The organism is Bhargavaea massiliensis (genome assembly GCF_018390575.1).
Taxonomy (GTDB): Bacteria; Bacillota; Bacilli; order Bacillales_A; family Planococcaceae; genus Bhargavaea; species Bhargavaea massiliensis.
Window position 1 is genome coordinate 200,911 of the sequence record NZ_JAHBCJ010000007.1, and the last position, 25,888, is coordinate 226,798.

The 25,888-nt window shown below is 54.9% G+C and carries 27 protein-coding genes; 18 read left to right on the forward strand and 9 right to left on the reverse strand.

Annotated features, from left to right (window positions below):
* Positions 1 to 37: 37 nt before the first annotated feature.
* The 3 genes from KHA84_RS12140 to KHA84_RS12150 form a co-directional block, all read right to left on the reverse strand.
* The gene (locus tag KHA84_RS12140) at positions 38 to 1,882 is read right to left on the reverse strand and encodes a heavy metal translocating P-type ATPase (protein ID WP_213423817.1); all 1,845 of its coding nucleotides are present in this window, start codon (positions 1,880 to 1,882) and stop codon (positions 38 to 40) included.
* Positions 1,883 to 2,123: 241 nt separating this feature from the next.
* Positions 2,124 to 2,303: an SE1561 family protein gene (locus tag KHA84_RS12145; RefSeq protein ID WP_213423781.1), complete on the reverse strand. Its 180-nt coding sequence runs from the start codon at positions 2,301 to 2,303 to the stop codon at positions 2,124 to 2,126.
* Positions 2,304 to 2,709: 406 nt separating this feature from the next.
* A complete protein-coding gene (locus KHA84_RS12150) occupies positions 2,710 to 3,096 on the reverse strand; it encodes an OsmC family protein (RefSeq protein ID WP_213423782.1) in 387 nt (128 codons plus the stop codon).
* Positions 3,097 to 3,178: 82 nt separating this feature from the next.
* On the opposite strand from KHA84_RS12150, the gene KHA84_RS12155 reads away from it, so the two are divergent.
* Complete coding sequence (locus KHA84_RS12155; RefSeq protein ID WP_213423783.1) at positions 3,179 to 4,348, forward strand: MFS transporter; 1,170 nt, start codon at positions 3,179 to 3,181, stop codon at positions 4,346 to 4,348.
* Between the two features lie 214 nt (positions 4,349 to 4,562).
* On the opposite strand, the gene KHA84_RS12160 is transcribed toward KHA84_RS12155, so the two are convergent.
* Together KHA84_RS12160 and KHA84_RS12165 are read right to left on the reverse strand one after the other, a co-directional pair.
* Entirely contained in the window at positions 4,563 to 5,357 is a 795-nt protein-coding gene (locus KHA84_RS12160; RefSeq protein ID WP_213423784.1) for a polysaccharide deacetylase family protein, read from the reverse strand.
* Between the two features lie 49 nt (positions 5,358 to 5,406).
* A complete protein-coding gene (locus KHA84_RS12165) occupies positions 5,407 to 6,306 on the reverse strand; it encodes a TIGR01777 family oxidoreductase (RefSeq protein WP_213423785.1) in 900 nt (299 codons plus the stop codon).
* Positions 6,307 to 6,416: 110 nt separating this feature from the next.
* Between KHA84_RS12165 and recX the strand changes: the two genes are divergently transcribed.
* Genes recX through KHA84_RS12180 form a run of 3 tightly spaced genes read left to right on the forward strand, consistent with a single transcriptional unit; the run spans position 6,417 to position 7,831 of the window.
* The gene (gene recX, locus KHA84_RS12170) at positions 6,417 to 7,235 is read left to right on the forward strand and encodes a recombination regulator RecX (protein WP_213423786.1); all 819 of its coding nucleotides are present in this window, start codon (positions 6,417 to 6,419) and stop codon (positions 7,233 to 7,235) included.
* The gene (locus KHA84_RS12175; protein WP_213423787.1) at positions 7,228 to 7,557 is read left to right on the forward strand and encodes a YfhH family protein; all 330 of its coding nucleotides are present in this window, start codon (positions 7,228 to 7,230) and stop codon (positions 7,555 to 7,557) included. The genes recX and KHA84_RS12175 overlap by 8 nt, the downstream gene beginning before the upstream one ends.
* A gap of 4 nt (positions 7,558 to 7,561) precedes the next feature.
* Complete coding sequence (locus tag KHA84_RS12180) at positions 7,562 to 7,831, forward strand: YfhJ family protein (RefSeq protein WP_213423788.1); 270 nt, start codon at positions 7,562 to 7,564, stop codon at positions 7,829 to 7,831.
* 51 nt (positions 7,832 to 7,882) lie between these two features.
* Here KHA84_RS12180 and KHA84_RS12185 read toward each other — a convergent pair whose 3' ends face one another.
* Positions 7,883 to 8,869, reverse strand: coding sequence for a metal-dependent hydrolase (locus tag KHA84_RS12185; protein WP_213423789.1), 987 nt, complete (start codon positions 8,867 to 8,869; stop codon positions 7,883 to 7,885).
* Positions 8,870 to 8,982: 113 nt separating this feature from the next.
* On the opposite strand from KHA84_RS12185, the gene mutY reads away from it, so the two are divergent.
* From mutY to nikC, 9 genes are all read left to right on the forward strand, one after another.
* A complete protein-coding gene (gene mutY, locus KHA84_RS12190; protein ID WP_213423790.1) occupies positions 8,983 to 10,035 on the forward strand; it encodes an A/G-specific adenine glycosylase in 1,053 nt (350 codons plus the stop codon).
* Between the two features lie 153 nt (positions 10,036 to 10,188).
* Positions 10,189 to 10,443: a gamma-type small acid-soluble spore protein gene (locus KHA84_RS15535; RefSeq protein WP_213423791.1), complete on the forward strand. Its 255-nt coding sequence runs from the start codon at positions 10,189 to 10,191 to the stop codon at positions 10,441 to 10,443.
* 137 nt (positions 10,444 to 10,580) lie between these two features.
* Positions 10,581 to 11,126, forward strand: coding sequence for a nucleoside tri-diphosphate phosphatase (ntdP, locus tag KHA84_RS12200; RefSeq protein WP_092095774.1), 546 nt, complete (start codon positions 10,581 to 10,583; stop codon positions 11,124 to 11,126).
* Between the two features lie 58 nt (positions 11,127 to 11,184).
* Entirely contained in the window at positions 11,185 to 12,942 is a 1,758-nt protein-coding gene (locus KHA84_RS12205) for an ABC transporter ATP-binding protein (RefSeq protein ID WP_336511149.1), read from the forward strand.
* Positions 12,943 to 13,171: 229 nt separating this feature from the next.
* A complete protein-coding gene (locus KHA84_RS12210; protein WP_213423793.1) occupies positions 13,172 to 14,188 on the forward strand; it encodes an ABC transporter ATP-binding protein in 1,017 nt (338 codons plus the stop codon).
* The gene (locus tag KHA84_RS12215; protein ID WP_213423794.1) at positions 14,163 to 15,182 is read left to right on the forward strand and encodes an ABC transporter ATP-binding protein; all 1,020 of its coding nucleotides are present in this window, start codon (positions 14,163 to 14,165) and stop codon (positions 15,180 to 15,182) included. Before KHA84_RS12210 ends, KHA84_RS12215 begins: the two co-directional genes overlap by 26 nt.
* The gene (locus KHA84_RS12220; RefSeq protein WP_213423795.1) at positions 15,179 to 16,795 is read left to right on the forward strand and encodes an ABC transporter substrate-binding protein; all 1,617 of its coding nucleotides are present in this window, start codon (positions 15,179 to 15,181) and stop codon (positions 16,793 to 16,795) included. The genes KHA84_RS12215 and KHA84_RS12220 overlap by 4 nt, the downstream gene beginning before the upstream one ends.
* Positions 16,796 to 16,868: 73 nt before the next feature.
* Positions 16,869 to 17,873: an ABC transporter permease gene (locus tag KHA84_RS12225; protein ID WP_213423796.1), complete on the forward strand. Its 1,005-nt coding sequence runs from the start codon at positions 16,869 to 16,871 to the stop codon at positions 17,871 to 17,873.
* Positions 17,874 to 17,890: 17 nt separating this feature from the next.
* Positions 17,891 to 18,781: a nickel transporter permease gene (gene nikC, locus KHA84_RS12230; RefSeq protein ID WP_213423797.1), complete on the forward strand. Its 891-nt coding sequence runs from the start codon at positions 17,891 to 17,893 to the stop codon at positions 18,779 to 18,781.
* Between the two features lie 209 nt (positions 18,782 to 18,990).
* On the opposite strand, the gene KHA84_RS12235 is transcribed toward nikC, so the two are convergent.
* Both KHA84_RS12235 and KHA84_RS12240 read right to left on the reverse strand, forming a co-directional pair.
* Complete coding sequence (locus KHA84_RS12235) at positions 18,991 to 20,079, reverse strand: FUSC family protein (protein WP_213423798.1); 1,089 nt, start codon at positions 20,077 to 20,079, stop codon at positions 18,991 to 18,993.
* A gap of 88 nt (positions 20,080 to 20,167) precedes the next feature.
* Positions 20,168 to 21,463, reverse strand: coding sequence for a glutamate-1-semialdehyde 2,1-aminomutase (locus KHA84_RS12240; protein WP_272875298.1), 1,296 nt, complete (start codon positions 21,461 to 21,463; stop codon positions 20,168 to 20,170).
* Between the two features lie 126 nt (positions 21,464 to 21,589).
* Between KHA84_RS12240 and bcp the strand changes: the two genes are divergently transcribed.
* The 4 genes from bcp (at position 21,590) to perR (ending at position 24,134) form a co-directional block, all read left to right on the forward strand.
* Positions 21,590 to 22,069 (forward strand): thioredoxin-dependent thiol peroxidase, encoded by a 480-nt coding sequence (bcp, locus tag KHA84_RS12245; RefSeq protein WP_213423800.1) that lies wholly within the window; start codon positions 21,590 to 21,592, stop codon positions 22,067 to 22,069.
* A 13-nt stretch (positions 22,070 to 22,082) separates the two neighbouring features.
* On the forward strand, positions 22,083 to 23,030 hold the full coding sequence (locus KHA84_RS12250; RefSeq protein ID WP_213423801.1) for a D-2-hydroxyacid dehydrogenase: 948 nt from the start codon (positions 22,083 to 22,085) through the stop codon (positions 23,028 to 23,030).
* Positions 23,031 to 23,032: 2 nt separating this feature from the next.
* Positions 23,033 to 23,584: a cob(I)yrinic acid a,c-diamide adenosyltransferase gene (locus KHA84_RS12255; protein WP_213423802.1), complete on the forward strand. Its 552-nt coding sequence runs from the start codon at positions 23,033 to 23,035 to the stop codon at positions 23,582 to 23,584.
* A 100-nt stretch (positions 23,585 to 23,684) separates the two neighbouring features.
* Entirely contained in the window at positions 23,685 to 24,134 is a 450-nt protein-coding gene (gene perR / locus KHA84_RS12260; protein ID WP_213423803.1) for a peroxide-responsive transcriptional repressor PerR, read from the forward strand.
* Positions 24,135 to 24,218: 84 nt separating this feature from the next.
* Here the strand turns inward: perR and KHA84_RS12265 are convergent, their stop codons facing one another.
* Complete coding sequence (locus KHA84_RS12265) at positions 24,219 to 24,581, reverse strand: YgzB family protein (RefSeq protein WP_213423804.1); 363 nt, start codon at positions 24,579 to 24,581, stop codon at positions 24,219 to 24,221.
* A gap of 188 nt (positions 24,582 to 24,769) precedes the next feature.
* On the opposite strand from KHA84_RS12265, the gene KHA84_RS12270 reads away from it, so the two are divergent.
* Positions 24,770 to 25,648: a nucleotidyltransferase-like protein gene (locus tag KHA84_RS12270; RefSeq protein WP_213423805.1), complete on the forward strand. Its 879-nt coding sequence runs from the start codon at positions 24,770 to 24,772 to the stop codon at positions 25,646 to 25,648.
* Positions 25,649 to 25,888 lie beyond the last annotated feature (240 nt).

The following is a 25,888-nucleotide window of genomic DNA, read 5'->3' on the forward strand; positions in this document are numbered from 1 at the left end:
CCCCCGGCACCGCCGCTTTTCTTATGCCTTTTTTCATTCAGCCGTCATTTCTCAGCAGCCGGAGACCGTTCAGAATGACCAGGATGGTGCTGCCTTCATGCCCGAGAACACCGAGTGGCAAGTCGATCACCTGCAGGAAGTTGGTCAGGACAAGGAGCATGATCACAGAAATCGAAAAGACTACGTTCTGCTTGACGATCCGGTTCATCTTGCCGGACAGTCTGCGGGCGTATGGAAGTCGTCTCAGGTCGTTTTTCATGAGGACAACGTCCGCGGTCTCCAGTGCCACTCCCGTGCCGTCGCCCATCGCGATTCCGATTGATGCGGTGGCAAGAGCCGGGGCATCATTGATTCCATCGCCGATCATCGCGACCGGTCCGTATTTGTGTTCAAGCTCCTTAAGCCTGGCGACCTTCGTTTCCGGCAGGCATTCCGCCGTGTATTCATCGATTCCCGCTTCCTTGGCGATCGCATGTGCCGTCTGTTCATTGTCTCCGGTCAGCATCACCGTGCGGATTCCTAGTGCGCGCAGGGACTCCAGAGCTTCGGGAGCTTCCGGGCGCAGTGTGTCTTTAAGAGCGGCCAGGGCCAGAATCCCGTCTTCGTCACGCAGAAAGACGACTGTCTTCCCTTCGTTTCCGAGCCTTTCCAGCGCGCCGTCGGCAAATTCGGCAGCTTCGGCCTTGCCGATGAATCCAGGCTTTCCGACGCGGTAGGTTTTTCCTTCCCAATCCGCTTCGAGGCCCGAACCCGGCACGTCAAGGATTTCAACGCCTTTCAGCAGACCGGCCCCTTCTTGCTCCGCGAAAGCCTGAATGGCCACGGCGAGCGGATGGGAGGAGAGCGATTCGATTGTGCCAAGCAAGGACAGCGTCTCCTTGCGGTCCAAGCCGTCCCTGACAATCAGATCGGTCACCGCGGGACGTCCTTTTGTCAGTGTGCCGGTTTTATCGAACGCAATGACTTTGACCGAGGACAAGCTTTCCAGGTGGCTGCCGCCTTTAAACAACACGCCATGACGGGCGCCATTTGATATGGCGGATAAAGTGGCGGGCATAATCGAAGCGACCAGTGCACAAGGCGATGCGACAACGAGCAGCACCATCGCCCTGTAAATTGTCGTCGTCCAGTCCCAGCCGAACAAGTAATGGGGCAGGAACAGCATTAGCGCGACGATGCCGAGCACCACATAGACGTAGGCGCCCTCGAACTTCTCGATAAACTGCTGGGAAGGTGAGCGCTGGCTTTGTGCCTCTCCTACAAGATCGATGATTTTCTGGAAGAGCGTATCTGAGCTGTTTTTGTTGACCCGGACAGTCAGCGCGCCGCTGAGGTTCACTGTTCCGGCAAACACTTCCTGGTCCCTGCCTTTTTCGAGAGGCAAGGATTCGCCGCTGATGGCAGATTCGTCAATTGAGCTGATACCGCTCAATATCTGGCCATCGACCGGAATCCGTTCTCCGGGCCGGACAAGCACTGAATCGCCGATCCGGATGTCAGCGACTGGGATGCGCTCGGTCGACCCGTCTTCTTTCAGCCGCCAGGCCTCTTCCGGCTTCAGGTTAAGCAGGGCCGATATCTCTTTACGGCTCTTTTCCATCGAGTACGTTTCAAGTGCCCCGCTCACGGCGAAGATGAAGATGAGGATGGCACCCTCCGTCCAATAGCCGATTGCGGCGGAGCCGACTGCGGCAAGAATCATCAGAATCTCCACGTTAAGCGATTTGCTGCGGATGGTTTCGGTCATTCCTTCTTTCGCCTTGGCATAGCCGCCGATCACAAAAGCGAGAAGGTAGATAATGGCTGATGCCTTCCCAAAGCCGGATGCTCCGGCGAGATAAGCCGTGACAATCAGAGCACCTGCACCCAGGGCGGCAAGCATTTCACCATTCAGCCACGCGAAACGTTCCGGCTTTGCATGAGCGGCAATCCCGTCGGCAACTGTCAACGCAAATCCCTCCTATCATTGAGAATGAGAGTGGTTATCAGAGTCCCCCATATAGCGCAAAAGCCGGCTTCCCGGGTCGGGAAACCAGCTTTTATTCTATATCTCGTGCCAATGCTCAATTTGATACCTTTAGCTTACCTCCATATTATGGAGCCGGCACGGTTTTTGCCCAGGTTCAGTTTTCGCTGTTCCTGAGCTGTGCCACTTTGGCGTCGATCTCGTCAATCATCAGGATCAGCCGGTCGATTTCCTCCAAGTCGGCGGTTTCCGGTTCCAGATGATCAAGCGTCTCGAGAAAATCGTTCAGCCGTTCTTTGAGCAGGTTCACCTGCTGTTTGTGTTCATTCGGTTTCATCAGTACACCTCAATTCCTATTGTTGATTTTAAAGGGAAACTGTTTGTGATTCAACGGCAGGAAGACATGCGTGCATGAAAAGGGCGTTGCTTCACTTTACCCGGCCATACAGAGAAGGATGCCGGCCGGAAAAAGAAATTCGAAAAAATGATGTTTGAATATTTACAAGAGTTTAATAACGTGTTAATATGTACTTAACTTAAACACAGAGGGGAGGCCAAGGTGAAAAAGTCGGAATTGAAATCCTGAACGAAAGCGAAGGAGGGGATTCGGACATTTCACGGGAGCACGCGTCCCTTGAATACGATAAAAAATGGACAATTTAAATAGGTGCAATAGAAGCTGAAGCCCAGCCGTCCGGAACGCCGGAGGGACTGGGCTTTCTTGGTGCGCTTCTTATAAATGTTCAGCGGATAACTTCATAAGTCTCCCGGATTTCGATGGCGTCTTTGACGGACTGGACCATCGAGCAGTTTTTTGACGTCAGCTCCATGATCCTGGGCATCTTGGCTTCATCGATGTCCGCTCCCCTGATCGTGAAGTGGAGATGGATGCGTTCAACGCGGTCCGCAATGTCGGGGTTGCGGTGCACTTCCTTCACTTCAATCTGGATGTCCTCTGCAGGCATGCGCATTTTTTGAAGCACTTTCCTCATGACGCCTCCGCTGCAGACTGCCACCGATGAGACGAGCAGCTGATAGGGCCTGAAGCCGTGTTCGTCTTTGGGCGAAATGGCCAGCGTGCCGTATTGAGTGGTCGTTTCAAAGCCGTGATCAGTCATCGAAAACTTCATCTGAATCCCTCCTCGGTATGATAGAATTGTACAGGATTTAACTGCCGGATTCGAATGGAATGCCGGCGCGGGAGGCTTTGTCATGGCTGCAGTAAGATCGGGAAGGGCGAGATTCTGGATTCTCGTCATCATCGTATCCATATCCGGGTTCTCGCAGGGAATGCTCCTGCCGCTGATCTCTGTTATTTTCGAGCAAGACGGAATCTCCTCCACGCTCAACGGCCTTAATGCAACGGGCCTATATATCGGAACGTTGCTGATTTCCCCGTTCATGGAAGCGCCGCTCCGGCGGTTCGGCTACAAGCCGGTCATTATCTTGGGCGGCCTGGCCGTGTTCCTGGCGCTTTTCCTGTTTCCCCTTTATAAAAGCGTGACCTTCTGGTTTGTCCTTCGGCTCCTGATTGGCATGGGGGACAATGCCCTCCATTTCGCCACCCAGACGTGGATCACGAGCACTTCACCACAGGCGAGGCTCGGTCGCAACATCGCCGTCTACGGACTGATGTTCAGTGCGGGGTTTGCGGTCGGCCCGCTTTTCGTGCCGCTCATCGGCATTTTTGAAGGCCTGCCTTTCATCGTGTCGGGTGCACTTTGCATGGCGGCCTGGTCGCTCGTCTTTTTCCTCGATAATGACCGGCCGGAAGCGGTTCAGGAAAAGGAAGCCGCGATGCCGTTCCACAAAAGGGTGCGTGCGACGATGGGATATGCATGGGTCGCGTTCATCCCTCCATTCGGCTATGGGTTTCTGGAGTCTTCCCTGAACGCCATCTATCCGGTGTATGCCCTCCGGACGGGAATTGACGTGGGCATGGTCTCTGTTATTCTCGCATCCTTTTCGGTCGGGGCGATCCTGTCCCAGATCCCGCTCGGCATGCTGAGTGACCGGATCGGGCGCCGCAATGTGCTGCTTTTTGCACTGATCGGGGGAACGGCCGCATTCTTCGCGGGCGGCCTTGCAGGAAGCAGCGAATGGGGCGTGCTGGCTGCCGTCATGATTGCAGGCATGCTCGTCGGCTCCACATTCACCCTTGGCATCGCCTACATGACCGACCTTACTCCGAAGCCATTCCTTCCGATGGGCAACCTCCTGTGCGGAATCTTTTTCAGCATCGGCAGCCTGACAGGCCCGATTCTTGGCGGTGTCATCGTCGAATCGGGCACGGACTATCTGACCTTCATTTCGCTGTTCATCGCTGCGCTGTTCGCGGTTTTCCTGTTGGGGAAGCCGAAAACGAAGGAATGTGTTTCATAGTACATACATAAGAAACGGGGCTGTCCAATAAGTCATTAATACGATAAAAACAGCAAACGGCACGGACTCTGGTCGCTTACCGCGGGCCGGCGCCGAGCCCCGCGTAAAGCGGGTCTCGACAGCCCGGCTTTTCCCGCAGGTGTCTCCCGGCGTCCGTGCCGTTTGCTATATCATGTGCTGAATCCGACTTTTCGGACAGCCCCGTTTCATTGACTTACAGGTCCGGCATAAATGCTTCTTCCACCAATTCATCGAGCGTGCCGAACGTGTAGCCCTGCTTTTTGGCATCTCGGATAAAGTCAGGCAGCCCGTCCGAGTTATCGGGGGAAACGGTATGCATCAGGATGACTGCACCCGGATGAAGCTGCTTCATCAGCTCATTATAAGCATACTGGCCGCCCAGTTTCCGGTCCCGGTGCCAGTCGACGAACGCCACCGACCAGAAGATGTGGCGATAGCCAAGCTTATTGCCTGTCTTTAGAACCTGCTCGTTGAAGATCCCTTCGGGAGGCCGCGCATAGTGTGTTCGCTTCACTCCCGCGACTTCCCGCAGGCGGTCATCGAACTTTTTCCACTCGGCTTCCATCTCAGACGGGGACATTTGCGCCATATTCGGATGCCCGTATGAATGGTTCCCGATCGTGTGTCCGTCCTTGACCATCCGGTTGACGAGGTCGCCCGCGCTCTCCAGGTAATGGCCTGTGAGGAAGAAAGTCGCCGAGATGTTTTCCTCTTCTAGCGTATCCAGGATCGGCTCAGTATATCCGGCTTCATAGCCGTTGTCGAACGTGAGATAGACGATCTTTTTGTCGGGCGACCCCTTGTAGAGAGCGCCGTTGTTCTCAAGGAGGGTGTTCATCTCCGCACCCGCATCAGGAGGGATTCCGTCTGTCGCCTTTTTGAAGCCCCAGTGGAATTCGCCCGCTTCTGCCGTGAACGGGCTCATTACCAGTCCCGCGGCAACGAGCACCGCCGCCAGCCCGAGTCCGGCAAGATGGTTTCTGAACATAAAAAACGCAACCTTTCATTTTTCGTTAGGTTGCGCATACGGTTCGGGATTATTCGCTTTTTAAAATATCCAGGAGTGCCTCTTCCGCGTCGGGAAACAGAAAACGGAAACCGTGGCTTCCAAGCCTTGACGGGGCGACGCATTGGCCTTCAAGGACAAGTGTGCTTTTTTCGCCGAGCACCGCTTTCAGTGCAAATGCCGGGGCCGGCAGGAAGTGGGGCCTGCCGAGCACACGTCCCACCGCCTGTCCGAACTCTTTCATTCGGAGCGGGTTCGGCGCAACAGCGTTAACAGGCCCAGCGAGAGATTTGTCTTCGATAGCAAATAGGATGGCGCGCGCGGCATCCTGCACATGGATCCAGCTGATCCACTGACGGCCGGAACCGACCGTTCCGCCGGCGTAGAGCCGGTATGGCAATGCGATGAGAGGAAGGGCGCCTTCTTCTTTGCCGAGAATGACGCCAAACCGCATGAATACGGTCCTCACGCCTTCTCTTCCGGCTTCTGCCGCGCGGTGCTCCCAGGCTTTCACAACATCTGCAAGAAAATCGTTGCCGGATGGGCTATCTTCATTATAGATGGCGGTTTCGGACGTCGGGTAAAGGCCGATCGCACTTGCATTTACAAGCACGCCAGGCTTTTTTTCCATCTTGCTGATGATCCTGACGACTTCATCCGTCGCCGTAATCCGGCTTGAAAGGATGTCCTGTTTTCTGCGCTCCGTCCACCTGCCGGCATTGATTGACGTGCCGGCCAGGTTGACAAATGCATCGACTTTTCCGAGTTCCTGTTCGGGGCAGGCACCTTCATTGAGGTAACCGACCTTCCGGAACTCACCTGAAGTCTCCTGCCGCCTCGTCAGGACGATGGCCTCATGTCCGTTTTCTTCCAGCAGTCTTGCAAGGACGGAACCGAGAAAACCTGTTCCTCCAGCGATTGCCACTCTCATGTCCGCATCCCTCCATTTTCAACCAGTATACCCGTTTTCACGCCCGTGCCGCATGGATGAAGGAATCTCCCCGAACAGGTATAATGGAAAAGAAGATGGGGGGTATGGCAATGCCCGAAATCACAAAGATTTCAACGCAGAAAAACAGCGCGGAACGATACAATATCTTCCTTGACGGAAAATACTCATTCAGCGCCGATGAACAGGTGCTGATTCAATATGGCCTCGTGAAAGGGAAGGTTCTCGACGACTGGGAGATTGATGAGATCATTTTTGGAGACGAGATCCGCAAAGCTTATAACAAGGCGCTCCATTTTCTTGGATTCCGCATGCGCAGCGAGCTGGAGGTAAAAGAGAAGCTGTTGGCGTCCGGATTCGGCGAAGCAGTCGCTCTCGAGGCGATCAGCAAGCTGAAGGAGCAGAAATTCCTGGATGACGACTCGTTTTCCAAAGCGCTTCTCGAGACCCGCAAACGGACCGCCAAAAAAGGTCCTGGGGCGATCAAGCAGGAACTGGCCAGAAAAGGGATCAGCAAGGAACTCCAGGAAGAGGCCCTCGAATCGTTTCCACGGGACGAGCAGCTGGAACTGGCGGAAGAGCTGGCAAGGAAAGTGGCCGCGCGCTCTTCCGGAAGAACGCCGCAGCAGATCCGCCAGAAAATACAGGACTCGCTCATGCGAAAAGGCTATTCCTACGACATCATCAGCACGGCCATCGAGCGAATCGAATCCGAACTCGAGCCGGAAGAAGACGAATGGGACGATCTGACGGAAAAGACAGGCGAAAAAGCATGGCGCACCTACAGCAGAAAGCACAGCGGCAACGAGCTCCGTCGCCGCGTGCAGCAGGCGATGTACCAAAAAGGGATTCCACCGGAGAGGATCAGCCGGTTCATCGAGGCGAAGGAGGAAGAATTGAAAGATGAATGAAAAAAACTATAGCGAGATGACCGAGCACGAACTCAGGCAGGAAATCGCCCGCCTGAAAGAAAAGGCCCGAAAGGCCGAGCAGCTCGGCATCATCAACGAATTTGCCGTCTATGAGCGAAAGGCGCTGATGGCGCAGGCTTACATGATGGACCCGAAAGAAATCGTGCCGGGGGAAGTGTACCGGATCCTGGGTGACGAAGGGAACTTTTTTCAGGTGGATTATCTGAAAGGACGTTTTGCCTGGGGCCACCGACTCGGCGGCGAGCTGCACACGGAAGCTTTGCCGATTTCGATGCTCCAGAACCTCAAGAAAGGGAAGTGATCGGATGTCACCGGATCTGATCGAACAACTGGCCGTCCGCCTGATGGAGGGAAACGAACAGCTGTCCGCCCACAAGGCGAGGAACTGGATCGAGCTCATGGCATCAGATATCGAGTCCTCCTATGCCAAGGCCGGATACGGAATGATGGACGAGGAACAGGTGACCCAGATGATTCTTCGTTGGATTGATGCCTACGGGAGCCGTCTTGATGAATTTGTCGCCTCGAACCCGAGGATCAGGGAACTGCTCGGTGAAGACGGCCCGCTTCACTGAATCCATGAACGAAAAAACCGCCTGGCCATCCCGGCCCGGCGGTTTCCGTGTTCAGCCCTCTTCGTGTGCAAAGCTCAGTTTCTTCCTTAATTTATCCTCGCTGAAGATCCAGCCGGTGAACGAATTGCGAATCTCCATTTCGTCATCGATATGGGCAACTGCGACAAACGGATAATATTCTTTGCTGCGATAGCGCAAGTCAATCAGCCGCACTTCGCAGACCGTCCCGAGATCAGTGATCTCCCAGCGGTAAATCGGGGAGAACGCGATAAACGCCCGGAAATTCGGGTCTTTGAAAGCGGTCCTGACGAGTTCGTTGTCAGGAATCGGCCGACGCGGGAATTTGTCGAGGATTGTGATGGAACGGCCATACGCGCGGCCCACGTAATGATGGGTATCGGAGCAGGCCGCAATCCGCCACTGGTAAAACCGCATCGTCGGGGCGATGATGATATCGCCCGCGTCCGGGATCGTATTCCGGACGGCGCGGCGGACGGCTGCCTGGACGGAAAACCTGACGACATAGTAAAGTGCCAGCAATGCGTACAGCATCAGCATCGTCAAGACAGGGTCCGCTCCGAAAAACCATGCGGCAAGCGCCACGATATGTGCAAAGAAAATGACCGGATCGAAGGTGTTGATGACACCGAGTGCCACCCACCGATTGGAAAAAGGCCGGAGAGCCTGCGTCCCGTATGAGTTGAAAATATCCACGAACACATGGAGAAAGACCGCAAGCTGTGTCCAAAGCCAGAGATGGAGAAGATCCGCCTCAGGCAGGATCAGAGCGAGGGGGAGCGAGATGATGAGCGGCCAGGCGAGCACCATCGGGATCGAATGGGTGAATCCCCGGTGGTTCCGGATATAGACCGCATTGTTCCTGAGCTTCAGGACCGTGTCCACGTCCGGCGCTTGTGAGCCGAGCATGAGCCCTGCATAAACGGCGGTCGCCGTCGGCACATGTTCCGCCACAAGAGGGTCGGCCTGTGCCAGACCGCAAAGCGCAAGCCCCATAACGATATGGGTTCCTGTGTCCATCCGCGGCTTCCCCCTTTCCGTCCGGGCGCCTTTTTGGCATCCGGAATCTACACAATAATATACCCTTGAATGTTTCAGCGTAATCGTAGCATACCACGAACAGGAGGCAACACGTGAAGCCGTTGAATTGGAAAGAAGATTTTCGGGACGCACTGACCGGATGGTACCGTGAAGAAAAGCGGGACCTGCCATGGCGGCGCACCCAGAACCCGTACCATATCTGGATTTCGGAAGTGATGCTCCAGCAGACACGGGTCGATACGGTTATCCCTTATTATGCCCGGTTTACCGAGCGCTTTTCCGATATGAAGGAACTTGCCTACGCACCGGAAGAAGAACTGATGAAAATGTGGGAAGGGCTAGGCTATTATTCACGGGCCCGCAATCTGCAGTCGGCCGTCAGGGAGGCCTACGAGACTTACGGAGAAGTGCCGGCCGATCCTGAAAAGTTCGGAAAGCTGAAGGGCGTCGGGCCTTACACAGAGGGCGCGGTCATGAGTATCGCCTACGGCATCCCGGCGCCTGCTGTGGACGGAAACGTCATGCGTGTTTTATCCCGTGTCTTATTGATTGATGAAGACATCGCAAAGCCAAAAACCCGCCGCCTTTTCGAAGAGGCCGTCATGGAGCTGATCGACACAGTTGATCCGTCTTCGTTTAATCAGGGACTGATGGAGCTTGGAGCCGTCGTTTGCACGCCGAGACGGCCAAAGTGCCTGCTCTGCCCGGTGAGGGAATATTGTGGCGCTTATCATGAAGGCAGGGAAGAGGAGCTGCCGGTGAAATCGAAAAAGAAAAAGCAACAGTCGTTCCCGCATACCGTCATCGCCGTATGTGACGGAGAAGGCCGCTGGCTTATGGAACAGCGGCCCGAAGAAGGGCTTCTGGCAGGCATGTGGCAGTTCCCCACGTCAGAAACGGCCGATCCTGACGAGGCTGCCCGGATTATTTCAGATCGCCATGGCCTGTCGGTCGGCCCTCTTGAAGAAGTAGTCCGCTTCCGGCATGTGTTCACCCACCGGATCTGGGAAGTTACCGCATACATTGCATCCGTTCCGGACGGAGGAACACCTGGCGGGCGCAGCGGATGGTTCCGCCCGGAACAACTGGACACCCTTACGTTGCCCAATCCGACGAAAAAAGTGCGGGCAGCGCTCGGTATATAGGCACTCAGGCCGTAAACTGCCGGCTGGGAACAATATACTTTTTGAAAAAGGCTCTTTACTGGCGGATTGTCCACATTAAAAAATGAAAAATAATCCAGATGAATATTCCACTCGTCTCCGAGCCATCTTAATGAGCACGGAGGTGAGAAATCCATGACGAAGAACAACGACAGGCAGCGTAACCAGCAGGATGAGCGCAACCAACGCAACAACCAGCGCAACAACCAGCAGCAGCCTCAGCGCGAAGAATTTGGCTCGGAGACGGACATCCAGCAAGTTCGCAAACAGATCCGTAACGAAGAGTTCGGTTCTGAAACGGACGTGCAGCAGGTTCGTCGCCAAAACCAGCAGTCTGAAGCCAAAAAGCAACAGAACTCTGGTCGCGCGAACAATCGCTTCAACAAATAACGGAATGGATGGAAACCACCGGCCGGCGGGGCAATAAGCCCTGCCGGCTCTTTTTGATTTCGCTTTCATGGGTTCATTGTTATAATAGGTAGATACAAAAACATTCCGAGCAGCCGTCAGACAAAGGTGGGTTGATTATGGCAAACCCGAAAGAAGGGGAAACGATCCAGATACACAGCTACAAGCACGATGGGAAAATCCATCGGGTCTGGCAGGAAACGACGGTGCTGAAAGGAACGCGCAATGTAGTGATCGGAGCAAACGAGCGGACGCTGGTCATCGAATCCGACGGACGCACATGGCTGACGAGGGAACCGTCGATCGTCTATTTCCATGCACAGCACTGGTTCAATATCATCTGCATGCTGAGGGACGACGGCGTCTATTACTACTGCAACATGAGTTCTCCATTCGTCTTCGACAACAACACGGTCAAGTATATCGACTACGACCTGGATGTGAAGGTATTCCCGGACATGTCGTACAACATCCTGGATGAAGATGAATATGAAGACCATAAGGCGAAGATGAAGTATCCCGACGTCATCGATAAGATCCTGAAGCGCAACGTCGATAAGCTGATCGGATGGATCAAGCAGCGGCGCGGACCGTTCGCACCGGACTTTATCGACGTCTGGACATCCCGTTATGAATTCCAGAAACAGTTCCAGACACGGAAATGACAGCCTGCCCCCAACCGGGCGGGCTGTTCCGTTGTCTTCTTTGAAAGGATGATGCAGCATCGGCAGCATGAAACGGTACATGGCGTTCGTCAAGCCGTACACCTGGATGATCATTTTCACGTTACTCATCGGGATCTTGAAGTTTGCAATCCCGCTTTTTATCCCTTACCTCATCAAACTCGTCATTGACAACATCATCATCGCGGATACGCTGAGCGCAGCGGAAAAGCGGGAACAGCTTCTCTGGTGGCTCGGCGGCACGATGCTGCTGTTTTTCCTGATCCGTCCGCCGGTCGAGTATTTCCGGCAGTACTACGCCCAGTACACATCGAACAAAATTCTTTTTGATATCCGGAGCCAGATTTACGAACATCTGCAAAAATTAAGCCTCAAGTATTATTCCAATACCCGGGCGGGAGAGGTCATCTCCCGGGTCATCAACGACGTCGAGCAGACCAAGAACTTTGTCATGATCGGACTCATGAACGTCTGGCTCGATCTTGCCACGATCCTGATCGCTGTCGGCATCATGCTGACAATGGATGTGAAGCTGACACTCGTAACGCTTCTCGCATTCCCGTTCTACGCTTGGAGCGTCAAGCACTTTTTTGGCAGACTGCGTGAACTGACACGGGTGCGTTCCCAGGCGCTTGCGAATGTGCAGAGTTATCTTCACGAACGGGTGTCCGGGATGAGTGTCATCAAAAGCTTTTCCCTTGAAAAGCGGGAAAAGGGGCTGTTCGATGAGACGAACGGCGAATTCCTGGATGCCGCGATCGACCATACAAAGTGGAATGCCAAGGCGTTCGCAGTCGTCAACACGATTACCGATGTTGCGCCGCTTCTCGTCATCGCCTATGCGGGATGGCATGTGATCGGCGGGGATCTCACGATTGGGACGATGGTCGCGTTTATCGCCTACATCGACCGTCTGTACAGTCCGCTCCGGCGGCTCGTCAACTCGTCCACGACACTTACCCAGTCAGTCGCGTCGATGGACCGGGTGTTCGAACTCATGGATGAGAACTATGACATCACCGACAAACCGGGAGCATCCATCATGCCGGAAGCCAAGGGCAAAGTGGAATTCGACAATGTCCGCTTCCGGTATGAAGAAGAGGACGGAGATGTGCTTAAGGGCATCAACCTCACCGTCCGTCCGGGTGAAACGGTCGCATTCGTCGGCATGAGCGGGGGCGGAAAGTCGACGATCATCAGCCTGATTCCGCGGTTTTATGATGTTACCGGCGGAGCGGTCCGGATCGACGGCCATGATATCCGCGATGTGACCGTCCGGTCGCTCCGTAAAAATATCGGGATTGTCCTGCAGGATAACCTGCTGTTCAGCTCGTCGGTCAAATCAAACATTCTGATGGGCAAGCCGGATGCCACCGATGAAGAAGTGATCGGGGCAGCGAAAGCCGCAAACGCGCACGACTTTATCATGGGCCTCCCGGAAGGCTATGACACGGAAGTCGGGGAGCGAGGCGTCAAGCTTTCAGGCGGGCAAAAACAGCGCATCGCGATCGCCCGCGTGTTCCTGAAAAATCCATCGATCCTGATCCTCGATGAAGCAACATCCGCGCTCGACCTTGAGAGCGAAGCACTCATCCAGGACTCGCTGGAACGGCTCGCGCATGACCGGACGACGATTATCGTGGCCCACCGCCTTTCCACGATCACCCATGCCGACAACATTTTCGTCATCGACCACGGCGAACTCAAGGAAAGCGGCACACATGCCGAACTGCTGGAGCGTGGAGGCATCTATCACGACCTGTTCCAGGTCCAGGAACTTGGTGTGCCGGAACAATAATCCCGTCTTGGTTTGTATCCGTGTTATTCGATCCCGTTTCTCACATGAGAAGCGGGATTTTTGTCGTTTCGGGACTTTTTCTCCATGTTAGAGGTATGACTTTCAAAGAAAGTCTTGAATCTCACGGATAGATTTGTATAATAAGATAACGCAGAATCATCTGAAAAATGTAAGCGCATGCAATTCATATGGCAATCAACCTGCAGAGAGACAAAGGGGGGAGACGGCATTGGACAGCCGACAGAAAGTGCTCGAGGTGAGCGGGCTGCGCACGTCATTCTTCACGGACGGCGGCGTCGTGCCGGCGGTGGACGGAGTGGACTTTGACCTGTACCGGGGCGAGGTGCTCGGCATTGTCGGAGAATCGGGCTGCGGCAAGAGTGTCACATCGCTCTCCGTCATGGGACTGGTCCCCAATCCGCCCGGCAAAGTGACCGGCGGGGAGATCCTGTACGGGGGAACGGATCTCCTGAAGCTGAATGAGCGGAAAATGCGAAAAGTCCGGGGAAATGAAATCGCCATGATTTTTCAGGAACCGATGACTTCACTGAACCCGCTGTTCACAATCGGCGACCAGATGATCGAACCGCTCCGCATTCACCGGAAAACCAGCAAGAAGGCCGCCCGCAAAAAGGCAATCGACATGCTCCGGCTCGTCGGGCTTCCTCGGGCCGGGGAAATCATGGACGACTATCCGCATCAGCTGTCGGGCGGAATGCGGCAACGGGTCATGATTGCGATGGCACTGATCTGCGAGCCGAAAGTGCTGATCGCCGATGAGCCGACGACTGCTCTGGACGTGACGATCCAGGCGCAGATCCTCAAGCTCATGAAAGACCTGAACGAGAGGCTGGATACGGCGGTACTGCTGATCACCCACGATCTCGGAGTTGTCGCGGAAACATGCAGCCGGGTCATCGTCATGTATGCGGGCAAGGTGGTCGAGGAAGGCCCGGTCAGGGAGATTTTTCAGAATCCGCAGCACCCGTACACGGAAGGGCTGCTGAAATCGGTTCCGGACATGCGGTTCAAGCAGGAGCGGCTCGACCCGATTCCGGGCAATGTCCCACGCCCTGGTTCGATCCGAACGGGATGCCGTTTTGCGGCGCGCTGCCCGTATGCTTTCGGACGGTGCACCGAGGAAGACCCTGAACTTTACGATACGGGAGATGGCCACAGTGCCCGCTGCTTCCTGAGAGAAAGAAAGGAGGCGGCTGCATATGAAGGAGCCCTTGCTGAAGGTTGAAGGGCTGAAAAAGCACTTCCCCGTGAAGAAGGGGGCGCTCGGCCGCGTGAAAGGGCATATCAAGGCGGTCGACGGTGTCAGTTTCGATGTGCTGCCTGGTGAGACGCTCGGCATCGTCGGCGAGTCAGGATGCGGGAAGTCAACGACAGGCCGGCTTTTGATGAGACTTCTGGAGCCGACGGAAGGGAAAGTCACTTTCAACGGCAGGGAATTGACAGCACTCGGGAATGACGATATGAGGAAGATGCGAAGGGATATCCAGATGGTGTTCCAGGACCCTTATGCATCGCTTAACCCTCGGCACACAATCGGTAAGATCTTGGAAGAGCCGCTGCTTGTGCACGGGGTGAAGGATCCGAAAGAACGGAAACGTAAAGTGCGGGAGTTTTTGGAGATTGTCGGGCTGAGCGGCTACCATGTCAACCGGTATCCGCACCAATTCAGCGGGGGACAACGACAGCGGATCGGCATTGCGAGAGCACTCATGACGAACCCGAAGCTGATCATCGCCGACGAACCGGTATCGGCGCTTGATGTTTCGATACAATCACAGGTCCTGAACCTGATGCAGGATCTGCAGCGGGAGTTCGGGCTGACCTACATTTTCATCTCGCACGACCTTAGCGTCGTCCGGCACATCAGCGACAGGGTGGCGGTCATGTATCTTGGCCGTATCGTCGAGATGGCGGAAAGCGACAGGCTCTATGAGATGCCGCTCCATCCGTATACGCAGGCGCTGCTTTCAGCAGTGCCCGTGCCGGATCCGGGGTTCGTCAGGGAGCAGATTGTCCTTGAAGGCGACATTCCGAGCCCGGCGGATCCGCCTCTGGGCTGCCCGTTCCATTCCCGCTGCCCATTCAGGATGGATATCTGCCAGTCAAAGGTTCCGGCACTTACGGAACAGGAAACCGGTCATTCTGTCGCGTGCCACCTCTACACGGAGGAAGCGCGAGGCGATGATAATAAAACACTAGTGACGGAGGGGTCATTGTGAAAAAGGGGAAATTATGGACGCTTGCCGTCCTGCTGATCGTCTCCATGGTCCTTGCGGCTTGCCAATCAGGCAACGGCGGTGAAGCCGGGACGGAAGATGAAAGTGCAGGAGAGAGCAGTGGGGGAAGCAAGACACTTGTCTTCGGACGCGGCGGTGACTCTGTCTCGCTCGATCCGTCCCGTGTGACGGACGGCGAATCGATGAAAGTCGCAGCCAATATCTTTGAGACACTGATTAATTTCGGGGAGCAAGATACAACGCTCCAGCCGGGTCTCGCCAAGGAGTGGGAAGCATCCGAGGACGGCCTGACGTATACGCTGCAGCTTGAGGAAGGCGTCAAGTTCCACGATGGCACCGACTTCAACGCGGAAGCGGTTGTAAAGAATTTCGAGCGCTGGGCAAATGGTGATGCGGACACCTTCCCTTACTACCAGTCGATGTTCGGCGGATTCAAAGGGGATGAGAGCCATGTCATCGAATCAGTGACCGCTGAGGGCGATCATACCGTAATCTTCACACTGAAGCGCCCGCAGGCTCCATTCCTGAAAAACCTGGCGATGACGATGTTCGGTATCGGAAGCCCCGACGCATTCGAGGCGGACCCCGAAGCATTCGGTGAAAATCCGGTCGGTACGGGACCGTTCAAGTTTGTAGAGTGGAAGCGCAACGATTCCATCACGATCGAGAAAAACGAAGACTACTGGAAGGAAGGTCTTCCGAAACTGGACCGCGTCGTCTTCCGCTCCATTCCGGACAACGGAGCGCGGCTGAACGCGCTCATCACAGGTGACATCGACCTTGCGGACGGCATCAATCCATCTGACCAGGCGACCATCAGCGGCGATGACAACCTGCAGCTGTTCGAGCGCCCGTCGCTCAATATCGGATACCTCGGCATGACCGTGACGCGCGAGCCGTTCGGCGACAAGCTCGTCCGCCAGGCATTCAACCACGCGATCGATAAGCAGGCAATCATCGATGCATTCTTCGAAGGTGCGGCAGAGCCGGCAAAGAACCCGCTCCCGCCGTCGATTCCTGCATACAACGACAGCATCGAAGGCTATGAGTATGATCCTGAGAAAGCGAAAGAACTCCTCGCCGAGGCAGGCTACCCGGACGGTTTTGAAATGGAACTGTGGGCCATGCCGGTCCCTCGCCCGTACATGCCGGACGGCGCCAAGGTGGCGGAAGTCATCCAGAAGAACCTGGCCGATATCGGCGTGACGGCAGAGATCGTCTCCTATGAGTGGGCCACATACCTTGAAAAGGCGAGCAAAGGGGAAGCGGACGCATTCCTTCTCGGCTGGACAGGGGACAACGGGGATGCGGACAACTTCATCTATGCCCTTCTTGACGGGGACAATATCGGCAGCAACAACTATACGTACTACGACAACGATGAGCTTCACGACATCCTGATCGAGGCTCAGACCGAAGTGGATGAAGACAAGCGGAATGAGCTGTATGCCAAGGCACAGGAACTCATCCATGAGGATGCTCCGTGGGTGCCGCTCGCTCACTCCACACCGCTCCTTGCAGGCTCGGCTGACATCACCGGCTTCAAGGCGCATCCGACGGGTTCGGACATCTTGAGCAACGTCGACTTCAACTGATGGAGGAGGGGAAGGGCGTGACCGCCTCTTCCCCTTTCCCGTTTATAGAATCTGAACTCAGGGAGTGGTAACCATGCTCCAATACATCGGAAAGCGGCTGCTGCAGCTGATCCCGGTACTTCTTGGCATGACATTCATCGTCTTCATGATCATCCGGGCGATTCCGGGCAATCCGGCGCAGGTCATTCTCGGCCAGCAGGCATCCCCGGAGGCGGTTGCCTCGCTTGAAGCCAAGCTCGGCCTCGATCAGCCGTGGTATACCCAGTACTTTGAATTCCTCGCGGGCATCCTGACCGGTGACCTCGGCGAGTCACTAAGGACGCGGGCTCCCGTAGCCCAGGAAATCTGGCCGTATCTCGCGGCGACCATCGAACTTGCGGTGTTCGCCATGATCATCGCAGTGATCGTCGGAGTAAATGCCGGCATCATCTCCGCCTGGTTCCAGAACTCGTGGTTCGACTATGCCGCGATGGTGATCGCGCTGATCGGGGTGTCGATGCCGATCTTCTGGCTCGGCCTAATGGAGCAGTGGATCTTCGGAATCGAGCTGAACATGCTTCCGACGACAGGCCGCGAGGAAGTGCGGAATCCCGTCTCGGCGATTACCGGGCTGTATGTAATCGATACGATCATCCAGGGACGCTTTGACCAGCTTGGCGAAGTGGTCCGGCACCTGATTCTGCCGGGAATCGCGCTTGCGACCATCCCGATGGCGATCATCGCACGGATGACGCGCTCAAGCATGCTCGAGGTCATGCGCTCGGACTTTGTCCGCACGGCACGCTCAAAGGGCCAGCGGATGTCGCTTGTCGTGTACAAGCACGCGCTCAAAAACGCGATTATCCCGGTGCTTACGGTCATCGGCCTGCAGATGGGAATCCTGCTCGGCGGGGCCATACTGACCGAGACGATCTTCGGGTGGCCGGGGATCGGCCGTTACATTTACGATGCGATCGGATTCCGGGACTATCCGGTGATCCAGTCGGGAATCCTCGTTGTCGCGTTTATCTTTGTCATGATCAACCTGCTCGTCGACATTCTTTACAGCGTGGTCGACCCGCGCATCAAATATGACTGAGGAAAGGGGGATGCGCCATGTCTGAAGCAGTCACACAGCCGGTACCCGAGGCGCCGGAAGAAAAAGCGGCCGGCCCCTGGAGGGAGGCCTGGACAGGTTTCAGAAAAAGCAAGGCCGCCCTCTTTGGCGCGGCGATTGTCCTGATGTTTGTTTTGCTCGCGTTTGTCGGTCCGCTGATTGCGCCTGAAGGCATCAATGAACAGGACATGTCCAAACGGCTGATGGCACCGGGCGCCGAGCACTGGTTCGGCACGGATGACTTTGGGCGCGATATTTTTTCCCGGGTCATCCACGGGGCCAGGATTTCACTCTGGGTCGGATTCTTCTCGGTGATCGGATCGGTGATCGTCGGAAGCCTTCTCGGAATCATCGCCGGTTATTACGGGCGATGGGTGGATACGATCATTTCCCGCCTGTTCGATATCATGCTCGCGTTCCCGTCAATCCTGCTCGCCATCGCAATCGTGTCCGTTCTCGGGCCTTCGCTACAGAACGCGCTCATTGCAATCGCCGTCATCAACGTCCCGAATTTCGGGCGGCTCATCCGTTCCAGGGTGCTGAGCATCAAGCAGGATGAATACATCACGGCGGCAAAAGGAATCGGCATGAGAGATTCGAGAATCCTGTTCTCGCATATCCTTCCGAATTCGATGGCACCGGTCATCGTCCAGGGGACGCTTGCGGTCGCCACGGCGATCCTCGAAGCGGCGGCGCTCGGATTTCTCGGCCTCGGTGCCCAGGCACCCGCTCCGGAATGGGGTAAAATGCTGTCGGATGCCCGCAACTACCTGCGCGACGCCCCATGGACAATGATCTTCCCTGGACTCGCCATCATGCTCACCGTCCTAGGGTTCAATCTGATGGGGGACGGGCTGCGGGATGCGCTTGACCCGAAGATGAAGAACTGATCTCAATTGCTGACAGCCAGTAAGGATAGATAGAGCCGCCGCAACCCGTAGTCAGGGCCTGCGGCGGCTATTTGCCGGTGGTCGATATTGTTGCGGAAGTGATCGATATCTCCGGGGAATTGCACGATATTTCCTGATGAATGCTCGATATCTATAGGGGCGTAATGCAGAAAAAGCCCGGGCATCCATTGCCTCGGGCCTTTTCAACATCAGATGATGTCTTCCTGCAGTTTTTCGTCCATCTCGTCTCCATGCCGTTTCACATACCGGACGATCATCCGGTCGAGATCTTCCAACTGCTCTTCATATTGAAGGAGCGAAGAAAGAAGGTGCAAAAGATGATAGGCGGAGAAGTCTTGCTCCTCTTCCTGTTTGGCGATATTGATTTCCTTGACGAAGATGTCCATCACTTCATGCCGGTCCATCCTGCCGTCCAGTCCGGTATGGCTCATCCGGTCATCCTTCAGCTTGCCTGCAAACTTCAGCAGAATCTGCTCATGATAGGTAAGCAGCTCATCCAGCAATTCCTGGATCATCATCCGGAAATGCGGCGGCATGTCGATCAGCTCATTTTCGTAGAGGTGAAGCTGCTTCAAGATATCAAAGCCGTCACGGGACGTGGCGAGCATCTGCCGGTAGATGACGAGCTTGCGCGCTTTCTGGAAGGTGAATGCCTTCGATAGGCCGCGCTCCTCCTTGAAAAGGGAAAAATACGTGTCGATCTTGTCGTACCGTTCGCTGATTTTGGCCATGGCCTTTTTCGTTGCGGAATGCTCGGAGGCCTGGCGTCCCGTCAGACGCGTCCAGCGGATGATTTCATCCTGCACGTCGTATAGAGACTGGAACAGTCGCGGCTCGTATTTTGGCGGCAGGAATAACATATTCACCAGGAAAGCGGAGAAGATACCGGTCAGCATCGTTGAAAACCGAAGCACGGCATACATGATGAAGTTTTCATCCGGCAGTTCCATGATCCCGATCATCATGACGAGCGCGAGTGTCACCGCATCGCCCAGCTTCAGCTTCAGCATGATGGCGATGATCGTGACGGCTGCGAACCCCACGCCGATCAGGTGGTCACCGAAGATCAGGGCGAAAATGATCGCGATAAATGCTCCGATGACATTTCCCTGGACTTGCTGGATGATTGTCCGGAAAGAGCGGTAAATCGAAGGCTGGATCGCGAAAATTGCCGCAATCCCAGCGAAAAGAGGTGTCGGCAGCCCCATCATCTGGGCAAGGAACAGGGCGAGGACGATCGCGACACCGGTTTTTAAAATTCGTGCACCGAGTTTCATTCAGTGATTGTCCTTTCCGCGCTGTTTATTTGTTCTCATACTTTACCCCAACGGCGGAAGGGAAATCAATCGTTCCCTTGCATCCCGGTTATCCGCGCGCCATTTCGGCGAAGGATTCGTCTGCAGCCTTGATGGTTTCGCGGATATCTTCTTCTGTATGGGCGGTTGTGAGGAACCATGCCTCATACTTTGAAGGGGCAAGATTGATGCCGCGTTCCAGCATGAGGCGGAAGAATTCCGCGAACTGTTCACCGTCGCTGTCTTCGGCCTGCTTGTAGTTTTTAACGGTTTGGTCCGTGAAGAACACGGCGAGCGCCCCTTTTAGCCGGTTGATCGTAATCGGGATGCCATGCTTCCGGGCGGATTCGAGAAGGCCTTCCTCTAGGATGGCGCCGAGACGATCCAGTTCATCGTAGATGCCCGGCTTTTTCAGCACTTCCAGGCAGGCGATGCCGGACAACATCGATGCCGGGTTGCCGGCCATCGTACCTGCCTGGTAGGCAGGGCCGAGCGGCGCAACATGGTCCATGATTTCCTTCCGGCCGCCGTAAGCACCGATCGGCAGGCCGCCGCCGATGATCTTGCCCATCGCGGTAAGGTCCGGTGTCAGGCCGAGGAGGTCCTGTGCGCCGCCATAGTGGAAGCGGAACGCCGTGATCACTTCATCATAGATCGTAAGCGCGCCATGTTTCTTCGCAAGCTCATGAACCAGTTCGAGGAAGCCCTTCTCCGGCTCGACAATCCCGAAGTTGCCGACAATCGGTTCGATGAGGATGCACGCCAGCTCGTCTCCCCACTGTTCCATCGCTTTGCGGTAGGACTCCTCATCGTTGAACGGGATCGTGATCATCTCTTCCGCAATCGATTTCGGAACTCCCGCAGAATCCGGTGTGCCGAGTGTCGCAGGACCAGAGCCCGCCGCAACAAGAACGAGATCAGAGTGCCCGTGGTAGCATCCGGCAAACTTCAGTACTTTCGTCCGGCCGGTATAGGCGCGGGCGACACGGATCGTCGACATGACGGATTCCGTTCCGGAGTTCGTAAAGCGCACCTTATCCAGCGAGTGGATGGCTTCCTTCAGCATTTCCGCGAACTTCACTTCATGGCGGGTCGGCGTCCCATAGAGCACTCCCGTCTGTGCGGCACGCGTGATCGCTTCTGTAATATGCGGGTGCGCATGGCCGGTGATGATCGGGCCGTATGCTGCGAGGTAGTCGATGTATTTGTTGCCGTCGACATCCCAGAAGTACGCACCTTCCGCACGCTCCATCACAGTCGGTGCACCGCCGCCGACCGCCTTGTATGCGCGCGACGGGCTGTTGACCCCGCCCACAATATGCTTCAGCGCTTCGCTGTAGACCTGTTCAGACTGTTTCCGTTCCAATGGAACCCCTCCATTCATATTCTCCGATTCTTATTGTAGACAAAGAGGACGGGGAACACCAAAAAAATTGTCATGCCCCGTGCGCTCCGGTACGATGAAGAAAATGACTTAACGGAGGGATTGGGAATGGCAGAAACATTGGAAGGGCTGTCCGCACCGGACTTTTCACTAAAAGACAGCGAAGGGAATACGGTCTCGCTGTCCGAATTCAAAGGGAAGCAGTATGTTGTGCTTTATTTTTATCCAAAAGACAACACGCCGGGCTGCACGACCCAAGCATGTGACTTCCGCGACAGCCACGATGAGTTTGAAAAGCTGAATGCGGTCATTCTCGGCGTAAGCCCGGACAGTGAGACATCCCATGCGAAATTCATCGGCAAGCACGGCCTGCCGTTCAGGCTGCTGGTGGATGAAGATCATAAGGTGGCGGAACAGTATGGGGTCTGGACGCTGAAAAAGAACTTTGGAAAGGAATATATGGGGATCGAGCGGTCGACATTCCTGATCGACCCGACAGGCACGGTCGTGAAAGAATGGCGGAAAGTGCGTGTGAAGGGACATGTCGAGGATGCACTCGAAACGCTCAGGCAACTGACGGATAACTAAGGGGGAGTCGGGCATGGACGTATTGTTTTTGTTCAGAATCAAAGAGCATCAGGAAGAAATGCTCAGGAATGAGTTTCCGGAGAACAATTTCCTGTTCGGACGGAAAGCGGACGATCCTGCAATCGAATCGAGTGAAGTCATCGTCACGTACGGTACGGATATCGATGAAAGCGTCCTGGCTCGCGCCAAAAACCTGAAGTGGATCATGGTTGCTTCGGCCGGGATGGAACAAATGCCTCTGGGGCAGATTGCGAATATGGGCATACAGGTAACAAATGTGCGGGGAATCCATAAAACGCCGATGGCAGAAACCATGCTTGCGCATATTTTGGCATACAGGAAAAAGCTGCAGGATGTGTATGCGCAGCAATCCAGAAGCGAATGGAACAAGAAAATACGCGGGACAGAGCTGCTCGGCTCGAAGGCACTGATTTTGGGGCCGGGGGCAATCGGCGGCGAGACGGGCAGGCTTCTCCAGGCGTTCGGTGTCCGGACTTACGGATGCAACCGTTCCGGCAGGCAGGCGGAGCATATGGATGAGATGGTTTCTTTTGAGGGGCTTTTGGAGGCACTCCCAGAGATGGATACCATCATCTCGGTTCTTCCGAGCACCCCGGAAACAAAAAGGCTTCTGGGCCGCGAGCATTTTGCGGCAATGAAGGACACGGCGTTGTTCCTCAACTTCGGAAGAGGCGACCTTTACGATGAAAAGGTGCTGATCGAAGGACTGGAGCAAGGCCGCCCGGCCGCTGCAGTTTTGGATGTATTCGAAACCGAGCCTCTTCCTTCGGACAGTCCCTTCTGGAAGATGGGGAATGTGACGGTTTCCCCGCATATCTCGGCGCTGTCCGGCAAATACGTCGAGCGGTCGCTTGAAATCTTCATGCCGAACCTCCGCGCCTATCTGGATGGCAGGACGGATGAAATGGTAAACCGGGTCGATCCGGAAAGGGGATATTAAATATGAAGATTTACACGCGGACAGGTGATAAGGGGCAGACTTCCCTCATCTACGGGAAGAGGGTATCCAAGACGGATCCGCTCGTCGATGCTTACGGCACTTGCGATGAAGCCAACAGCGCAATCGGTCTTGCGCTTTCACATCTCCACCAAGAGTTCTTTGACGGGAAAGACGAGCTTTTGGCCGCTTTCCGCCGGATTCAGACGGTGCTGTTCCATGTCGGCGCGGAGCTGGCGACGCCGGAGGGGAAAGAGGTCAAGTGGAAACTGGAAAAGACCGAGATTGAACAGCTCGAAGAATGGATCGACGGATATGACGCAGAGCTGGCACCGCTTAAGAATTTCATCCTGCCGGGCGGACACCCGGCATCGGCGGGACTTCACTACGCAAGAACAGTGGTCCGCAGGGCGGAGCGGGCTGCTATCCTTACCGGCGACCATGTGAATCCGGATGTTCTTGCCTACCTGAACCGCTTATCGGATTTCCTGTTCGTCGCAGCACGCTATGTCAACACGAAGCTCGGGCGCTCGGAGGATGTTCTTCACGCGGAGTAAAGAGGCAAGGGGGTTTCATTGACAGGCATGCCTTCTTTCTTATAAACTGTTTATAACAATTATTACAAAGGAATCTCTATGGAAAGAGGTGGGCATGTCCATGTCTGAAACTGTGCTTCAGGAAGCGCTGGATACGTTGAAGACAAGCGGCGTGAGGATCACGCCACAACGGCATGCGATTCTTGAATTTCTTGTAACTTCCATGTCCCATCCGACTGCCGATGAAATTTATCGTGCGCTGGAGGATAAGTTCCCGAATATGAGTGTCGCTACCGTCTATAACAACCTCCGAGTTTTTCGCGAGGCCGGCCTGGTAAAGGAACTTCCGTACGGAGATTCTTCGAGCCGGTTCGATTTTGTGACTCATGACCATTACCACATCATCTGCAGTGACTGCGGCAAGATTGTCGATTTCCACTATCCGGGATTGGACGAAGTCGAGCATCTGGCTTCCCACATTACCGGGTTCCAGGTAGACTCCCACAGGATGGAGGTCTACGGCAAATGCCCGGACTGCGCAGAAAACAAAACCAATTCAGTGGTCCAGTAAGGGACCGGACTCACGAGGCCTTCGCCCCGTGAGTTTTTTATTTTCCATTAAAAAAAGCCGCCTTCGGAAGGGCGGCTTGGCAAATCATTTTTCTGTTTGTGCATGATTTTTTCGGTTGTAGGCTTCGTCGAACTCTTTGCCTTCCAGTTCAGGGTCAAGCGTAAGCGGTTCCCGGCAGTGGCCGCACATATCGACCCGGCCGAGCATCTTCGTCTCTTTCCCGCAGTTTGGACAGACGACCTGGACAGCTTTGGTCGACAACATCCCGATCCAAAAGTACACGACGGTGCTCGCGATGATGCAGAGAAGCCCGAGGACCATGAAGATGATCATCACGATCGGGTGCTGCTTAAAGAAGATACCGAAGTACATTACAACAAATCCGATAAAGATCAGTGCCAGAGCAAAGGACCGGATCCGGTTGATTTTATTCTTATATGGTTTCATGTATCGACTTTCCTCCTCATTTCCCGTCTACTATACCACATATCTCCGGCACCGTTTCCCATCAGGCCTCCACAAGATTGACGATTTTATGATGGGAAGGCGAATTTGGCTTTCCTTTTTTCCGGGGCGGGAAGGAATCCCGGAATGCTTGTCGAATTTGCACACAGAGATAAAAGGAGGAATCCCCCATGGAGCATCTACTGCGGCCGATTTATCAGGAACGTGCAGGTGACCCGGACACGCTCGGTGTCATTCTGGTCGAGAAGCGGGACAAGTTGGATCCCGTCACGGATACGTTCGATGCGATTCTTCTCATCCTTGTACAGGATGCGGAGCGGCCCGTCTTCACAAAACATTACACGGATGGCCTGGAAAAGGCGGCCATGCATGTTGTCGCGGAGCGGCAGCTTAAAAAGTGGCTCCTGCTGGGCACGAACCGCAAAATCGTGGACTGGCTCTTTTTCGGGCGCATCCTCTTTGATAGAAATGAATATATTGAAAACCTGAAGACGGAACTAAAAGATTTTCCGTTCTATGGAAGGCAGATCAAAGCCGGCCTCGAATTCTCCCGCCTGATCCGGCATTATATGGAGGGACGCATGTTTTTCGAACAGCAGAACTACCTGGACGCCTATAATCATGTTGTCCGTTCCCTCCATGGACTCGCCCGGCTGGCTGTGCTCGAAAGCGGACTGTTTCCAGAAGTGACTGTCTGGTCGCAGGTCAAGAAGATCGACCCTGCCATCTATAAGTTGTATGAGGAATTGGTTTTGAGTGACGAGACGCTTGAAAAGCGGTTGGAGCTTTTGTTCCTCGCAGGGGAATTCTTCATCAATTCCAAAGTGACGGACGGAGCACGCCACATTCTTTCAGCCATGTCAGAGAAAAAGGACTGGACGATCCAAGAACTGCACGAGCACGATGAGCTCCGGAACTACTCTGTGAATCTGGAAGTGTTTGTTGAATACCTGATTGAGAGAGGACTTATAGAAGTCGTCCGGCAGCAGGCCAAGGACGGCAGGATCGAGCATCGAAACTACCGGGTGGCCCCGATCACGGAACAGTGATCGGGAGTCCCCGTATTTTTATTTGAAAAACCGCTTGACGGAATGACGGATACTGAGTATGATAGTAAACGTCGCTTGTGAGCGGCGGCCGGCAAGATCGCGGCGTCAAACTTCTTGAAAAAGAGTGTTGACTTCGGTGAGAGCCGGTGCTAATATAGAGAAGTCGCTTTCGGAGCGGCGGAATAATGAACCTTGAAAACTGAACAGCAAAACGCTGATGAAATGAGTTCCCGATCCCCG

Excerpts from the sequence above, each read along its gene's own strand:
- KHA84_RS12225 (WP_213423796.1), top strand. The coding sequence starts at position 16,869 with ATGCTCCAATACATCGGAAAGCGGCTGCTGCAGCTGATCCCGGTACTT.
- nikC (WP_213423797.1), top strand. The coding sequence starts at position 17,891 with ATGTCTGAAGCAGTCACACAGCCGGTACCCGAGGCGCCGGAAGAAAAA.
- perR (WP_213423803.1), top strand. The coding sequence starts at position 23,685 with ATGTCTGAAACTGTGCTTCAGGAAGCGCTGGATACGTTGAAGACAAGC.
- KHA84_RS12250 (WP_213423801.1), top strand. The coding sequence starts at position 22,083 with ATGGACGTATTGTTTTTGTTCAGAATCAAAGAGCATCAGGAAGAAATG.
- KHA84_RS12140 (WP_213423817.1), bottom strand. The coding sequence starts at position 1,882 with ATGCTTGCCGCCCTGGGTGCAGGTGCTCTGATTGTCACGGCTTATCTC.
- KHA84_RS12180 (WP_213423788.1), top strand. The coding sequence starts at position 7,562 with ATGTCACCGGATCTGATCGAACAACTGGCCGTCCGCCTGATGGAGGGA.
- ntdP (WP_092095774.1), top strand. The coding sequence starts at position 10,581 with ATGGCAAACCCGAAAGAAGGGGAAACGATCCAGATACACAGCTACAAG.
- KHA84_RS12185 (WP_213423789.1), bottom strand. The coding sequence starts at position 8,869 with ATGGACACAGGAACCCATATCGTTATGGGGCTTGCGCTTTGCGGTCTG.
- KHA84_RS12265 (WP_213423804.1), bottom strand. The coding sequence starts at position 24,581 with ATGAAACCATATAAGAATAAAATCAACCGGATCCGGTCCTTTGCTCTG.
- bcp (WP_213423800.1), top strand. The coding sequence starts at position 21,590 with ATGGCAGAAACATTGGAAGGGCTGTCCGCACCGGACTTTTCACTAAAA.
- KHA84_RS12215 (WP_213423794.1), top strand. The coding sequence starts at position 14,163 with ATGAAGGAGCCCTTGCTGAAGGTTGAAGGGCTGAAAAAGCACTTCCCC.
- KHA84_RS12175 (WP_213423787.1), top strand. The coding sequence starts at position 7,228 with ATGAATGAAAAAAACTATAGCGAGATGACCGAGCACGAACTCAGGCAG.
- KHA84_RS12165 (WP_213423785.1), bottom strand. The coding sequence starts at position 6,306 with ATGAGAGTGGCAATCGCTGGAGGAACAGGTTTTCTCGGTTCCGTCCTT.
- KHA84_RS15535 (WP_213423791.1), top strand. The coding sequence starts at position 10,189 with ATGACGAAGAACAACGACAGGCAGCGTAACCAGCAGGATGAGCGCAAC.
- KHA84_RS12145 (WP_213423781.1), bottom strand. The coding sequence starts at position 2,303 with ATGAAACCGAATGAACACAAACAGCAGGTGAACCTGCTCAAAGAACGG.
- KHA84_RS12150 (WP_213423782.1), bottom strand. The coding sequence starts at position 3,096 with ATGAAGTTTTCGATGACTGATCACGGCTTTGAAACGACCACTCAATAC.
- KHA84_RS12160 (WP_213423784.1), bottom strand. The coding sequence starts at position 5,357 with ATGTTCAGAAACCATCTTGCCGGACTCGGGCTGGCGGCGGTGCTCGTT.
- KHA84_RS12235 (WP_213423798.1), bottom strand. The coding sequence starts at position 20,079 with ATGAAACTCGGTGCACGAATTTTAAAAACCGGTGTCGCGATCGTCCTC.
- KHA84_RS12155 (WP_213423783.1), top strand. The coding sequence starts at position 3,179 with ATGGCTGCAGTAAGATCGGGAAGGGCGAGATTCTGGATTCTCGTCATC.
- KHA84_RS12270 (WP_213423805.1), top strand. The coding sequence starts at position 24,770 with ATGGAGCATCTACTGCGGCCGATTTATCAGGAACGTGCAGGTGACCCG.
- recX (WP_213423786.1), top strand. The coding sequence starts at position 6,417 with ATGCCCGAAATCACAAAGATTTCAACGCAGAAAAACAGCGCGGAACGA.
- KHA84_RS12255 (WP_213423802.1), top strand. The coding sequence starts at position 23,033 with ATGAAGATTTACACGCGGACAGGTGATAAGGGGCAGACTTCCCTCATC.